Origin of the sequence: Caldicellulosiruptor morganii, assembly GCF_026810225.1 — a bacterium.
Lineage (GTDB): Bacteria > Bacillota > Thermoanaerobacteria > Caldicellulosiruptorales > Caldicellulosiruptoraceae > Caldicellulosiruptor > Caldicellulosiruptor morganii.
Genome location: NZ_CP113865.1, coordinates 1903374 through 1916362 on the forward strand (window position 1 = coordinate 1903374; position 12989 = coordinate 1916362).

The 12989-nt window shown below is 37.7% G+C and carries 12 protein-coding genes; all 12 read right to left on the reverse strand.

Translation table 11 applies throughout. The features are described 5' to 3' along the window. Positions 1–316: 316 nt before the first annotated feature. The 12 genes from speD to trmL all read right to left on the reverse strand — a co-directional run bounded on the left by speD (position 317) and on the right by trmL (position 12970). Positions 317–691 carry an adenosylmethionine decarboxylase gene (gene speD, locus OTK00_RS09515; RefSeq protein ID WP_045169038.1) on the reverse strand — a complete coding sequence of 125 codons (375 nt, stop codon included), beginning with the start codon at positions 689–691 and terminating at the stop codon, positions 317–319. Between the two features lie 185 nt (positions 692–876). After that, on the reverse strand, positions 877–1677 hold the full coding sequence (locus OTK00_RS09520) for a Cof-type HAD-IIB family hydrolase (protein ID WP_045169037.1): 801 nt from the start codon (positions 1675–1677) through the stop codon (positions 877–879). 145 nt (positions 1678–1822) lie between these two features. Next, a complete protein-coding gene (locus tag OTK00_RS09525) occupies positions 1823–3097 on the reverse strand; it encodes a DUF1015 domain-containing protein (protein ID WP_045169036.1) in 1275 nt (424 codons plus the stop codon). A 46-nt stretch (positions 3098–3143) separates the two neighbouring features. Then, positions 3144–4739 (reverse strand): phosphoglycerate dehydrogenase, encoded by a 1596-nt coding sequence (gene serA, locus OTK00_RS09530; RefSeq protein WP_045169035.1) that lies wholly within the window; start codon positions 4737–4739, stop codon positions 3144–3146. 5 nt (positions 4740–4744) lie between these two features. Beyond that, a complete protein-coding gene (locus OTK00_RS09535) occupies positions 4745–5905 on the reverse strand; it encodes a pyridoxal-phosphate-dependent aminotransferase family protein (RefSeq protein WP_045169034.1) in 1161 nt (386 codons plus the stop codon). A gap of 229 nt (positions 5906–6134) precedes the next feature. After that, complete coding sequence (locus OTK00_RS09540; protein WP_045169032.1) at positions 6135–6629, reverse strand: CD1247 N-terminal domain-containing protein; 495 nt, start codon at positions 6627–6629, stop codon at positions 6135–6137. Positions 6630–6728: 99 nt separating this feature from the next. Beyond that, positions 6729–7286, reverse strand: a complete 558-nt coding sequence (efp, locus tag OTK00_RS09545) for an elongation factor P (RefSeq protein WP_045169031.1) — start codon at positions 7284–7286, stop codon at positions 6729–6731. 68 nt (positions 7287–7354) lie between these two features. After that, complete coding sequence (locus tag OTK00_RS09550) at positions 7355–9070, reverse strand: Rne/Rng family ribonuclease (protein WP_045169030.1); 1716 nt, start codon at positions 9068–9070, stop codon at positions 7355–7357. Then, complete coding sequence (locus OTK00_RS09555; RefSeq protein ID WP_045169029.1) at positions 9070–9705, reverse strand: TIGR03936 family radical SAM-associated protein; 636 nt, start codon at positions 9703–9705, stop codon at positions 9070–9072. Before OTK00_RS09555 ends, OTK00_RS09550 begins: the two co-directional genes overlap by 1 nt. Then, positions 9686–11533, reverse strand: a complete 1848-nt coding sequence (locus OTK00_RS09560) for a TIGR03960 family B12-binding radical SAM protein (protein ID WP_045169028.1) — start codon at positions 11531–11533, stop codon at positions 9686–9688. Before OTK00_RS09560 ends, OTK00_RS09555 begins: the two co-directional genes overlap by 20 nt. An 84-nt stretch (positions 11534–11617) precedes the next feature. Beyond that, complete coding sequence (locus OTK00_RS09565) at positions 11618–12460, reverse strand: DegV family protein (RefSeq protein WP_045169027.1); 843 nt, start codon at positions 12458–12460, stop codon at positions 11618–11620. A 45-nt stretch (positions 12461–12505) separates the two neighbouring features. Then, positions 12506–12970 carry a tRNA (uridine(34)/cytosine(34)/5-carboxymethylaminomethyluridine(34)-2'-O)-methyltransferase TrmL gene (trmL, locus tag OTK00_RS09570; RefSeq protein ID WP_045169026.1) on the reverse strand — a complete coding sequence of 155 codons (465 nt, stop codon included), beginning with the start codon at positions 12968–12970 and terminating at the stop codon, positions 12506–12508. Positions 12971–12989 lie beyond the last annotated feature (19 nt).

The following is a 12989-nucleotide window of genomic DNA, read 5'->3' on the forward strand; positions in this document are numbered from 1 at the left end:
TACCACAATTTACCTGAATAAATTTTCAAAATACAGAAAAGCAGATTCTAAAATTGAGTTTTTACACTAGAATCAAAGTTTAGTAAATCCAAAAAAATTGGTGCACAGAAAGTCTTCTCTGTGCACCAAAATATTTTATTAAGTAAAGGGGGTCTTTCTGTTAAATATTTTTCCCTTTTTGTATTCTTTCATACATCAAAAACCTCAAAATGTAATACAATTTAAAAAGGCATATCCTCCTTATAGAGTTCCCAGTTCCACATCCCTTCAAAACTTTAACACAACCTTCTATACCATCAACAAAAAGGAGGTATTATTACAGGTTTGCTACCTTGACAGGTTGCTCAAACAAACCTCTTTTCATCTCTGTAGTTGTCATATGGCTTGCTTTGAGCATCTCTGTGATGTAATTGCAAGCCTGCCATGGGTCAACCCTATCACCACATGTGAAAACATCCACAGCCGCATATCCAAGCTCTGGCCATGTATGGATTGTCAAATGTGACTCCGAAATTACCACAACACCACTAACACCCTGTGGTGAAAATTTGTGAAACGCTACCTCTCTTACCTCTGCTCCTGCTTTGAGCGCTGACTCTACCATTATCTTTTCAATCAGCTCGCGGTTGTTGAGAATGTCCCTATCACAACCGTATAGCTCTGCAATAATGTGTCTGCCCAATGCGTGCATCTTCTCTACCTCCTTCTTGGAATTTACTTTCTTCAAGTGACAGAATCTATTTTAGCAAATTTGTCTTAAAAGTCAATATATTTTTTTAAAAAATATCATTTTCCTTCAAATTTTAAAATTAGCCCTCGTTTTCTCACTAACTTATAAGATTTTCTTTTCTTTATGCTATTATATGCAGGAAATTTTTAAAACTCAACATTGAATACTCTTTCAATAGCATGTGCAAAGCCGCCATCATCACAGCTCAAAGTTACAAAGTCGGCCACCTGTTTTAGCTTTTCTGTAGCATTCTCAACCGCAACCCCAACACCTGCATACTCAATCATTGAAATGTCATTGTCACCATCGCCAATGGCCATAACCTCTTCTCTTTTAATGTTATAATAGCCGGCTAAAAACCTCAAAGCATTGCCCTTGGAAGCATTCACATCAGTAAACTCCAGGAAAAAAGGTTTGGAAAACATAATGTTGAACTTCTTTAAAAATTCTGAAGGAAGATTGTCTTTGATTCTTTTCAACCTCTGGTGTTCATCAAAGAACAAAACCTTTGTGACACTTTTGTTTACAAAATCATGTAAATCATCCACCTTTACAGGCTCAAGTCCTGTTAAGTTTCTGTAATATTCTACCTTTTCATTGAAAACCTCAACATACCACACATTGTCAATGTATATGTGAACATGAATATTCTCCTGCTTTGCAAGTTTTATGAGCTTCTTTGCATCATCGGGTTGTATCTCAAATCCATATAGCTTCCTGTCAGTTCCGGGGTCATATATCAAAGCACCCTGGTAAGTAATCATGGGGTTAAGATTGCCAAGATCATATGCAATCTTCTTCACAGAAGGATAGGGTCTGCCCGATGCTAATATTAAAATCACTCCTTTTTGTTTTAAAAATTCAATAGCTCTGAGATTTTTCTCGGCAATTTTTAAGTCCTTTGAAAGAAGAGTATCATCAAGGTCTGTTGCAACCAGCTTAACCATCCTGCAAATATTACCCCTTTCTCTTTAAATTGTAGGTTAGTAAAAAGTTAATAAAAAACGGTTTGGATATTCATGCTTCAAAAAGCATCAATACCCAAACCTGACATTTAGATTTTATTTAAAAACACTGTGATTCATAATTTATCTAACTTTGATGTACAAATATCACATTGCCGGTCATAAGCTTTGGATAGAAGTATGTGGACTTTTGAGGCATCTTTTCGCCACTCAATGACACTTCTTTTAACTCTTCAACAAGTGTAGGATTTAATATAAATCCATATTTTCCGCCACCATCCACCATATTAATCAATTCTCTATCTGACTTTGTGTATTTAAGATTTCTCTGATGCAATATATCTTCGTCAGAAATATTCAATATTTCATTTAACACAAGCTTTTGCAAAACAACAACATCAAGGTTCTTATATGCTTTGCTCCCCTCAATATTTTGCAGAGCCTTTTCAGGGTCTTTCAGTTTTATTAAATAGAAGTTTTTGTTGTAAGTATAAACCACAAACGCATACTTTTTGTATGCTGCAAGCTTTTCCTTTAAAGCCTCATAATCACCTTTTTCTATATCAAAATTTTCTTTTAACCTTTTAACAAAAATATTCTCTTCAACATCTGCTGAAAGAACAACTCTGTGTGTTGGAAGGATGACTATTCCTTCATCTTCAAGTGCCGTCAATGTTATCATTATATAATTATAATCTGCATCTTTATTGTAGTTTTCTTTCTGCATCATTTCTTTTTTATACTCCAGAGCTGTCTCATACCTGTGGTGACCATCTGCTATAAAGATCTTCCTGTCTGCAAAGATTTTCCTGAGAGCTTCTATTATACCATCATCTGATACAATCCACATTCTTTCAAATGTACCAATCCCATTGTAACTTATGTCTTCCTTTTTCGCTTTGATACCGTCAAGCATTCGCTTTACCTCGAAGTCTTTGTCCTCATAAAGTCCAAAAATGCTGCTTATGTTTGCACGTGTGTGTCTGAGAAGATTGAGTCTTTCCTGCTTTGGTTTGGAAAGTGTAAACTCGTGAGGAATAACAATTCCTTCTTCAAAGCCAACAAGTTCAAGCAAAGCTATCAAACCCGTTCTCTTGTACTGCCTTCCTTCTACTTCAAATTCCTGCTCAATTACATACACACTCTCTTTTTCATCAAACCTCAAAATCCCTTTTTCAATCCACTCATCCAGATACTTTCTGGCACGTGTGAACTTGTTGTTCTGAACATTGTCACCCTCAAATTCTTTCCCATATTCTACCCTTATAATGTTGTACTCGCTCTTTTCATAAAGCTGATCTCTCTCGCTATCCGAGATTATATCATAAGGCGGACAGATACAGTCATCTAACCTGACCCTGTCTGAATATCTCAAACCCCTAAATGACCTGATATTTGCCATCTCTTACAAAACCCTTTCTTTTCAAGTTTTCACTGTAGCAGCAATTTTATAACTTTGCCATTGTGACTCTCAAAATGCCATCTATAGCTTTGAGCTTTTCTAAAGCCTCATCTGGCAAAGCACCATCAATCTCACATACCATAACAGCCTTCTCGCCTTTTTTATTGCGTGAAACCTGCATTGTGGCAATGTTAATTCCGTACTCTCCAACAATTGTACCAATTCTGCCTATCATACCCGGCTTGTCAATGTTTTGAATAAGCAGCATGTATTTTTCTGGCTTGAAGTCAACTTTGTATCCAAAGAAATCTATAATCCTTCCCTCATTGTTGTAAACAGTCCCTGCAAGTTCTAAAACTTTTTCATCTGTTGTAAACCTTGCAGTTATCATATTCTTGAACTTTCCACTTTCCTGCGTCCTGCTCTCAATTACCTCAATGCCCTGTTCCTGGGCTAAAACCTGGGAATTCACATAATTTACCGTGTCTTGAACAGAAAACTCAAGATAACCTTTTAAAAGTGCACGTGTAAGCCATGTTGTCATCTTTTCATCTATCTGCCCGCTATATACAATCTCTATTTTCTTTGCAAATGCTCTTTCTGCCTGAATAAAGATCTTGCCCATCGCCTCAGCAAGCTCCAAGTAAGGTAAAATCTCATCAAGCTTCTCTTTTTCAAAAGCAGGAAGGTTAACAGCATTTTTGGCAATACCGCCTTTCAAAACTGCTGCAACCTCTTTTGCAACAGACACAGCAACATTTACCTGCGCCTCCTGAGTTGATGCTCCTAAGTGAGGTGTAATTACAACATTGTCAAGTTCCAAAAGAGGATTGTGGTAGTCTTGCTTTTCAAGTTCAAAGTTAGGCTCCTTTTCCAGAACATCAAGTGCTGCTGCTGCAACAATACCCTCTTTTATGGCATTGTAAAGGTCTTTCTCATTAATAACTCCACCGCGTGCACAGTTTACTATTCTAACCCCTTTTTTCATCTTCCTGAATTCTTTTTCTGAAATTAGATTGTAGGTTTCGGCTGTTTTGGGTGTGTGAATGGTGATGAGATCAGACTCTTTCAAGAGAGTTTCAAAGTCAACTTTTTCCACACCATATTTTCTGAACTTCTCATCAGAGACGTAGGGGTCGTATGCAATAACTCTCATTCCGCAGGCTTTTAGCCTTTCAGCAACAAGCGCTCCAATCTTGCCAAAACCAATTATGCCCGCTGTCTTTTCGTAAAGCTCTACACCCTTGAACTTGTTCCTTCTGAAATCTCCCTGTTTGCAGGACATATACGCCTGTGGAATGTACCTGAATATACTGAATATCAGACCAATTGTGAGTTCTGCGGCTGCCATAATATTACCATCAGGTGCATTGACCACAATTATACCCTGTTTTGTTGCAGCCTCAACATCCACATTGTCAATCCCAACACCTGCTCTTGCAATCACTTTCAGGTTCCTGCCACATTTTATCATTTCTTCATTTACTTTTGTAGCGCTTCTGACAATCAATGCATCATAATCACCTATAATATTGCAAATCTCCTGGTGTGAAAGCCCCACTTTTTCATCAACTTCAATCCCTTCATCTTTTAAAATCTCTATACCCTCTTTTGCAATCCTTTCTGTTACAAGCACTTTCATAATGACTATTCTACCTCCTTGGCAATTTCCTGAAGCACCGCTTTTGTCGCCTCTCCAACTTCAAAATTCTTATATCCGCACTCCAAAAGTGCAAGCTCAAAACACTCTATTGTTTTAAGAAGGTCAAACTCGTCAACATATCCCATATGACCAATTCTTATAATCTTGCCTTTAAGCGATGCCTGCCCTCCTGTTACCATTATATCATATTTTTGATTCATTATCTTTCTTACCTTTTCTATGTCAACACCCTCTGGAGACCTGATTGCAGTGATGACAGCAGAGGAGTACTCTTTCTTGGGTAGAAGTTCTAAATTTAGCTTTTCAGCGGCAAGCTGTGTAAGATGTGCAAGCTTTTTATGTCTTTTGAAGTTGTTTTCAAGCCCGTAGTCAAGTATGAGCTTAAGTCCGGCATCAACAGCTCTTATTAATGTCACTGCAGGAGTAAATGGGGTATCCTGGCTCTCTTTTAAAAGATTGTCCTGGTACTTTTTGAAGTCCCAGTAGAATTTTCTCAACTTTGAAGTTTTGTAAAACTCCCATGCCCTGTCAGATACAGAAACAAAAGCAAGACCGGGCGGTGACATTAAAGTTTTTTGAGAGCCTGTGACAACAACGTCAACTCCCCATTCATCAGTTTTTAAATCAATTGCACCAAGTGAACTTACAGCATCAACAATTAAAATCTTGTCTGTATTTCTGAGATACCTTGCAAGTTTTTCTATGGGATTTGTGACACCCGTTGATGTTTCGTTGTGAGTTATGAAAACGCCCTTTATGTCCTTATTGCTTTCAATTATTCCAATTACTTCATCTATGTCTGCAACATCGCCGTAGTTATATTTTTTCTCAATGACATTCAAACCAAATGTTTTGCATATATTTATAAACCTGTCACCAAAAACCCCCACTGACACAACCAAAACAGTATCGCCTTCAGAAAAGAAGTTGACAGCACTTGCTTCCATTGCACCGGTACCCGATGCTGCAAAAGTAAGTACATTGTTTTTGGTTTGAAACACCTTTTTCAGGTTTTCATTCACCCTTGAGAAAATCTCGCCAAATTCTTTTGTTCGATGATGAATAATCTGCTGTGACATGGCAGATATTACTTCCGGTGGAAGTGGAGTTGGACCAGGCGTCATTAAAAGCTTTGGTTTTCTCATATTTACCATTCTACCCCTTTCAACAAAACTGAATAATTATTTAAGTTTGATTATATCCAATCTACCCGGCAATGTCAATAATTTGACAATCTTATTATTATACATTTTAAACACTATCAGGCCAGAACTTTTTGTCAATAAACAACAATTATCCTGCTGAACAACAAAAACAAATAAACAAAAAGCCGGCAGATTTATTTCACCGGCTTTCTTCAAATTTTAAATCTTACTATTTCTCCTGTCTGCCATCTTTATCTTCTTCTTCATCCCAGTCTTCATCTTCATAATCCTGGTCATCGTCTTCTTCTTCATCATAGTCTTCTTCAAGAAGCTCATCAATATAGATTACTTCATTGCAATTTGGACATTCAATCTCGTCCTCATTTAAGTACTCATCTTCTTCTAAGTAGAATGTTACCTTGCAATTCGGACAGGTAACTTCAACAAAATCTTCATCCTCATCCTCGTCGTCATAGTAGTCATCATAATCCTCATCATCATAATCATAAACCTCATCTTCTAACCTTTCCAAGTCTTCGTCGATATTCTCAACCATATCTTCAAGGTCAGCATACTTTACATCCAGTTCATTTATAGCATCCGCAAACTCGTCCAGCACATCAATGATACTCCTTATAAGTTTCCCTTCTTTCGACTCCTCACTCACTTCAAGCCCATCCGCCAAACCTCTTAAATATGCTACTTTCTCATACAAATTTTCCATAAAATTAGCCTCCTAAAAATTAAAATAACCTTTTTCTATACTTAATATTTACCCATTAAAAGTGGTTTATACACACTCAAAATGCAGTTCTTTAAATATCTAAACTCTTGACAGGTACTCCTCTGTTGAAGTGTCAATCTTTATCTTATCCCCAACATTGATGAAAAGCGGCACCTGGATAATAGCACCTGTCTCCACCTTCGCCGGCTTTGTGGCACCCGTCTGTGTATCACCTTTAAAGCCTGGCTCTGTGTCAATTACCTCAAGTTCAACAAATCTTGGAGGTTCAACACCAAAAACGCTACCATTGTGTGAAAGAATTGTAACTGTCATGTTTTCTTTTACAAACTTCAAAGCATCACCAACCATTTCCTGGTTAAGTGCTATCTGCTCATAGGTCTGGGTGTCCATAAAGTAATAAAGTTCACCATCGTTGTAAAGATATTGCATTTCCCTTCTTTCAATATGTGCAAGCGGCATTCTCTCATCAGGTCTGAATGTCTTTTCAATTACTGCACCAGTCTTTATATTTTTTAACTTTGTTCTAACAAAGGCAGCACCTTTACCGGGTTTCACATGCAAAAACTCAACCACCTGGAATATCTGACCGTCGTATTCTATTGTCAAGCCTTTTCGAAAATCGCCCGCTTCAACCATTGGCTTCCCTCCATCATAAAATTTTGCTCTTCTATTTTACCAAAAAATTTATACTTTTTTCAACCAAACTATAACTCTTCTGCAGTCTCTTTGGTCTCATCAAATATCTCCAATATCTTCCCTTTTGACTGCGTACCATATACCTTTTCGATTTTTGCATAGACGTATTTACCTATAAGATCAGAAGCGTTGTCAAACTCTATTCTGTTCTGGTTAACATACCCAATGGCATTCTGGCAGTTGAAGCTATCTTCCTCTTCAACCAGTGCCAGAACCTCATCACCTTCAGAAAGTGCACCGCACAGCGCCATGTAATGGTCAGCATCTTTTACAGGACATATTGTGAATTTATTCATATGGATACTGGAAGAAGCTTTCAGATATATCTTCTTTTTGTACTTCTCCTGAAGTTCCTTTATTCTATCAACCTCACCCTTTCTCAAAACATCACACACCTTTGTATTCAATTCAACAAAAAACCTTTCCTCAACCCTGTTTTTAAAGTACCACTCAATCTCTTTCAGTATCTTTGAGGCAACCGTCTCCGGAGAGAGAATTTTACCCGTCCCCTCACAGTACGGACAGCAGGTTTGCAAAGTACAGCTGAGCCTCTGTCTTACTTTCTTTCTTGTCATCTCCACAAGCCCAAGCGGAGTTATTCCCACAACAACAGTTTTTGTTTTGTCTTTCTTTAAAGCATCTTTCAAAGTCTCAAGTACAAGCTTTTGATGTTCTGTGTTTTTCATATCTATAAAGTCAATGACTATAATTCCTCCTATATCACGAAGCCTGAGCTGCCTTGCAATCTCCACCGCCGCTTCAAGATTGGTCTTGAGTATTGTCTCTGACACGTCATTTTTACCAACAAATTTGCCAGTGTTTACATCTATTGCTGTCAGCGCCTCTGTCTCGTCTATCACTATATACCCACCGCTTTTCAGCCACACCCGCCTTGACAGAGCTTTTTGCAGTTTCTGTTCAATCTGAAAATACTCAAATATGTTGGTGGCAAGGTTAAAATATTCCACTTTGCTTTTAAGACTCGGAGCATATGCGGATAAAAATTCCATTATTTTGTTGTACTTTTTTCTGTCGTTTATAACAAATCTATCAACCTGATTTGTAAACATGTCTCTTACAGCTTTAAAGACAAGGTCATAGTCCTTATACAGAAGTACAGGTGCACTTTCCTTGCTCTTTTGCTTTATCCTCTGCCAGAGGTTTTTTAAAAACTCAAGTTCATTTTTCAATACCTCTTCACTTTTACCTTCTGCTGCCGTCCTGACAATAATGCCCATGCCTTCTGGCTTAAGCCTGCAAGCAATCTCTTTCAGTCTTGTCCTTTCCTCTTCAAGCTCTATCCTTTTTGAGATTCCTGTATAGTCAGTGTTCGGCAACAGCACCAAATACCTTCCCGGAAGTGTGATATTGGTTGTAACTCTTGGACCTTTCTGGTCATGCGCCTCTTTTATTACCTGCACAACTATTTCCTGACCGCATCGCAAGGCAAGTGGATTTGTCTTTATCTCATACCACTCATCTGTATCGCCAAACTCAAGCCTGTTTATATCACCTAAGTACAGAAAGGCATTTTTGTCCTGACCGATATTTATAAAAGCAGCGTCCATGCCGGGTAAAATATTTTCAACAACGCCCTTGTATATATTCCCAACTATGCTCTGTTGATCTTGCCTTTCAACGTAAATTTCAACAAGCTCTTTGTCTTCCAACACTGCAACGCGCGTCTCGCCAAAGCTGACATCAACTATAATTTCACATTGCATTATATCACCCTTTGATAATTTACTTTTTCCCTTTCCACCTTTATAATCTCATATTCAATATTATATTCCTCTGCAAATGTCCTGAGTATATCCTCGGGTTTGATATAACTTCCATTCACAAGCTTAATATGAAATTTAAGCTCTGTAAAATCTTCCTCTTTGCGGCATTTACAATCCAGAAGATAATCTAAGACGTTTCTGTATGTTATTTTTCCTTCCTTTTCACGCTTTATTTTTGGATTCTTTTTTATAAACTCTTCAAAGCATTTACAAAAATCTTCCTCAGTTTCTACCAAACATTTATAATGCATATCACTTACTTGTATTTTATCAATTGCTTCTTCAAGTTTCAACACTTTAAGTCCTTTTGGCAAAATCAGATTTAAGTTCTCTACTATTTTCTGATCAAGATTTTCTTCAACATCAACTTCAAATATCTCCTCTGGTGAACAAAGCCCAACCGCCATCGGTAAAATGAATGTAATCTTTGGATGGGGGTTAAAGCCTTCAGTAAATTTAAGTCTAACATTCAGCCTTCTGAAACTTCTTTCAAAAAGCCGCACCATATCTAGGTGCGAGATAAAACATGAAGGCAGATCGCGTGAAAAATAAAATCTATACCTTTTTATCAACACAGATTCCTCCTTTATAAGTAGCCACCCCACATCCAGTACATCTTTCAAAACATGAAGGTGTTGGTTTTGCCTCATATGCACGATTGCACTCTTTTATCAAAAACTCTTTTGATACACCGGTATCTATAATATCCCATGGTAAAATCTCATCAAAGCTCCTTTTCCTGTCTGAATAAAAACTGTAATCAAGATTGGCTTTTTTGAAAGCCTCCTGCCACTTTGAAAAATCAAAAAGCTCGCTCCAGTCATCAAACTGGCAGCCAAGATCCACTGCCTCTTTCAAAACTCTTGATACTCGCCTGTCGCCTCTTGACAACACAGCCTCTAACTTGCTCAGATAAAAGTCATGCCACTTGTACTCAACATCCTTTATTTTGCTGAGTTTTCCTCTAAGCATCTTCATCTTTCTTTCCATCTCATCAATGCTATCCTGTGCTTCCCACTGAAATGGAGTGTGTGGTTTTGGTACAAAAAATGAGGTAGAAATGGTGATTCTGATTCTTTTTTTAAAACCCAGATCGGAATAAATTTGTCTGATATTTTTTGCAATTTCGTATATCCCTGAAATATCTTCATCGGTTTCAGTGGGAAGCCCCAGCATAAAATAAAGCTTAATATTTTGAAATCCTCTTTCAAACGCAAGCTTTACAGTGGAATATATCTCCTCTTCTTTAATATTTTTATTTATAACATCCCTGAGTCTCTGTGTACCTGCTTCGGGTGCAAATGTCAACGTGGGTTTTCTAACCTTTTCTATCTGCTTAAGAAGCTCTAAAGATGTAGAGTCAAGCCTGAGAGAAGGAAGAGAAATATTCACCTTTTTGCTTTCTGCAAATTGCAAAATATTCTTTGCCAGATTTTCTATGTTTGGATAATCACTTGTACTGAGCGAAATAAGTGAAAGCTCGTTGCACCCTGTATTTTCAATCAGATCTTTTGAATACTCTATAATCTTTTCCTCACTTCTAAACCTCACCGGTCTGTAAATCACACCTGCCTGGCAAAATCTGCATCCACGTCCACATCCCCTGAAAACCTCCACAACCGCTCTGTCATGGACAACTTCAATTAAAGGTGTAATTATGCTCTCCGGAAAGTATACACTGTCCATGTCTCTTACAATTCTCTTTTTCACCTTAGAAGGTGCATAGTCTGTCTTTGGTAGAATACCTTTTATTGTCCCATCTTCATTGTATTTGACCTCATAAAGCGATGGAACATAGCAACCCTCAATATTGCTGCATTCAAGCAAAAATTCTTCTTTTGACATATCAGAAAATTTATATTTTTTGAAAAGATCAATAAACTCTAAAATAACTTCTTCTCCTTCACCAATTATAAACACATCTATAAATTCCCACAGTGGCTCGGGATTATAAGTACATGGTCCTCCCGCAATGACAACTGGCATACCTTTTGGTCTATCCTTGCTCTCAAGAGGAATTCTGGAAAGTCTTAGCATCCTGAGCACATTTGTGTAACTCATTTCATATGAAAGTGAAAAACCTATTATATCAAATTCATCCAGGGTTGTGAATGTTTCGAGAGAAAAAAGTTTTATACCCTCTTTTTGCATCCTATTTTGCATATCAATCCATGGCATAAAAGCACGTTCACAATATACATCCTCTCTCTGGTTCAAAAGATGATACAAAATTTTTAGCCCGAGGTGTGACATACCAATTTCATATACGTCAGGAAAACAAAACGCAAATCTTATATCAACCTTATTCGGGTCTTTTTCTACCATGTTTATCTCATTTCCGATATATCTTCCTGGCTTTTCAATGCTGTATAGCAGCTTGAATACTTTATCTTTAACAACCACTCTCTTCCCACATCCTTTCACAAAAATATAATAAATAATAAGCTACAGGTAAGCCTGTAGCTTTTTATCAAAGAGTTTTTCATTTTACTCCTCAAAGAATATAAACGCAACCGTGCCTGGTCCAACATATGTGCCAATAACACTTCCGATTTGTGTAACAATAAGCTCACCCGGCATCAGCTCACTTTTTATCAAATCCACATACTCCTGTGCCTCATCCAGGCTACCTGCATACGAAAGCCCACAAAGTTGTTTTGTCAGATCAAGCCTTTTACTTTTTACCTCTTCAATTATCCTTGGAAGAGCTCTTTTCATACCCCTTACCTTATCAAACGGTTCAACAACGCCATCAACAAGATGAAGGATTGGCTTTATATTCAGAATATTCCCCAATGTCGCCTTGGCAGGAGAAATTCGCCCGCCCTTTTTGAGGTATTCCAGGGTTTCAACAGCAAAAAGATGTCTTATAGTCTTTGTCTTTTGCTCAATAATCTCTGCAATCTCACGCGCACTTTTCCCTTCATCTGCCAATCTTTTTGCAATTACCGCTAAAATCCCTGTACCAATTGACGCAGTTTTCCCATCTATCACAAAGATCTTACTGCTATCTAACATGTCCCGTGCAATACAAGCCGAGTTATATGTGCCAGAAAGTTTTGCTGAAAGATGAATTGAAACAACTTCATTACCCTTCTCAAGCTCAGCTTTAAAAACCTCCAAAAACTGCTGGGGACCGGGCTGTGAAGTACGCGGAAGTTCACTCACACTCTTTAATTTCTGGTAAAAACCCACCGGGTCTATTTCCAGCCAGTCTTTGTAAGCTTCTTCTCCAAAGTAGACTGTAAGTGGCACCATTTTGATCCCAAATTCCTCATACATACGGGGACTTAAATCAGCTGTCGAATCTGTCACAATTGTAACACCCATTAAAATCCCCCTTAATAATATTTTTTATTCGCATTTTGCTTTTGCTCACACAAGGTTGGGAAAGTTAAGCTGCCTCAGTGCTTCGTAAAGAACAATCGCAACTGCATTTGAAAGATTCAATGACCTTACATCGCTTATCATTGGTATTCTGAAAGTTTTGTGTATATTTTGTTCAATCAGCCACTGAGGCAAACCTGCCGTCTCCTTACCAAACATCAAATAGCAATTGTCTGTGTATATCGCCTGGGTATAGTACTGCTTGCCTTTTGTGGAAAAGTAAAAAACATTTGCATCTCGATTCTTTTCAAAAAAGTCATTCAAATCTCTGTATATCTTTACATCTAAATACTGCCAGTAGTCAAGCCCTGCTCTTTTCAAATACTTATCTTCTAAAGAAAAACCAAGTGGTTCTATAAGATGAAGCTTAGCGCCAGTACATGCACAGGTTCTTGCAATATTGCCAGTATTGTATGGAATCTCCGGTTCATGAAGTACAATATTTATTGGCATACCCCTAAATCACAAAGCC

What these genes read in the sequence shown, in the direction of transcription:
- speD (WP_045169038.1), bottom strand. Translation starts at nt 691, where the DNA reads ATGCACGCATTGGGCAGACACATTATTGCAGAGCTATACGGTTGTGAT.
- OTK00_RS09540 (WP_045169032.1), bottom strand. Translation starts at nt 6,629, where the DNA reads ATGGAAAATTTGTATGAGAAAGTAGCATATTTAAGAGGTTTGGCGGAT.
- OTK00_RS09520 (WP_045169037.1), bottom strand. Translation starts at nt 1,677, where the DNA reads ATGGTTAAGCTGGTTGCAACAGACCTTGATGATACTCTTCTTTCAAAG.
- OTK00_RS09535 (WP_045169034.1), bottom strand. Translation starts at nt 5,905, where the DNA reads ATGAGAAAACCAAAGCTTTTAATGACGCCTGGTCCAACTCCACTTCCA.
- trmL (WP_045169026.1), bottom strand. Translation starts at nt 12,970, where the DNA reads ATGCCAATAAATATTGTACTTCATGAACCGGAGATTCCATACAATACT.
- OTK00_RS09525 (WP_045169036.1), bottom strand. Translation starts at nt 3,097, where the DNA reads ATGGCAAATATCAGGTCATTTAGGGGTTTGAGATATTCAGACAGGGTC.
- OTK00_RS09565 (WP_045169027.1), bottom strand. Translation starts at nt 12,460, where the DNA reads ATGGGTGTTACAATTGTGACAGATTCGACAGCTGATTTAAGTCCCCGT.
- OTK00_RS09550 (WP_045169030.1), bottom strand. Translation starts at nt 9,070, where the DNA reads ATGCAATGTGAAATTATAGTTGATGTCAGCTTTGGCGAGACGCGCGTT.
- efp (WP_045169031.1), bottom strand. Translation starts at nt 7,286, where the DNA reads ATGGTTGAAGCGGGCGATTTTCGAAAAGGCTTGACAATAGAATACGAC.
- serA (WP_045169035.1), bottom strand. Translation starts at nt 4,739, where the DNA reads ATGAAAGTGCTTGTAACAGAAAGGATTGCAAAAGAGGGTATAGAGATT.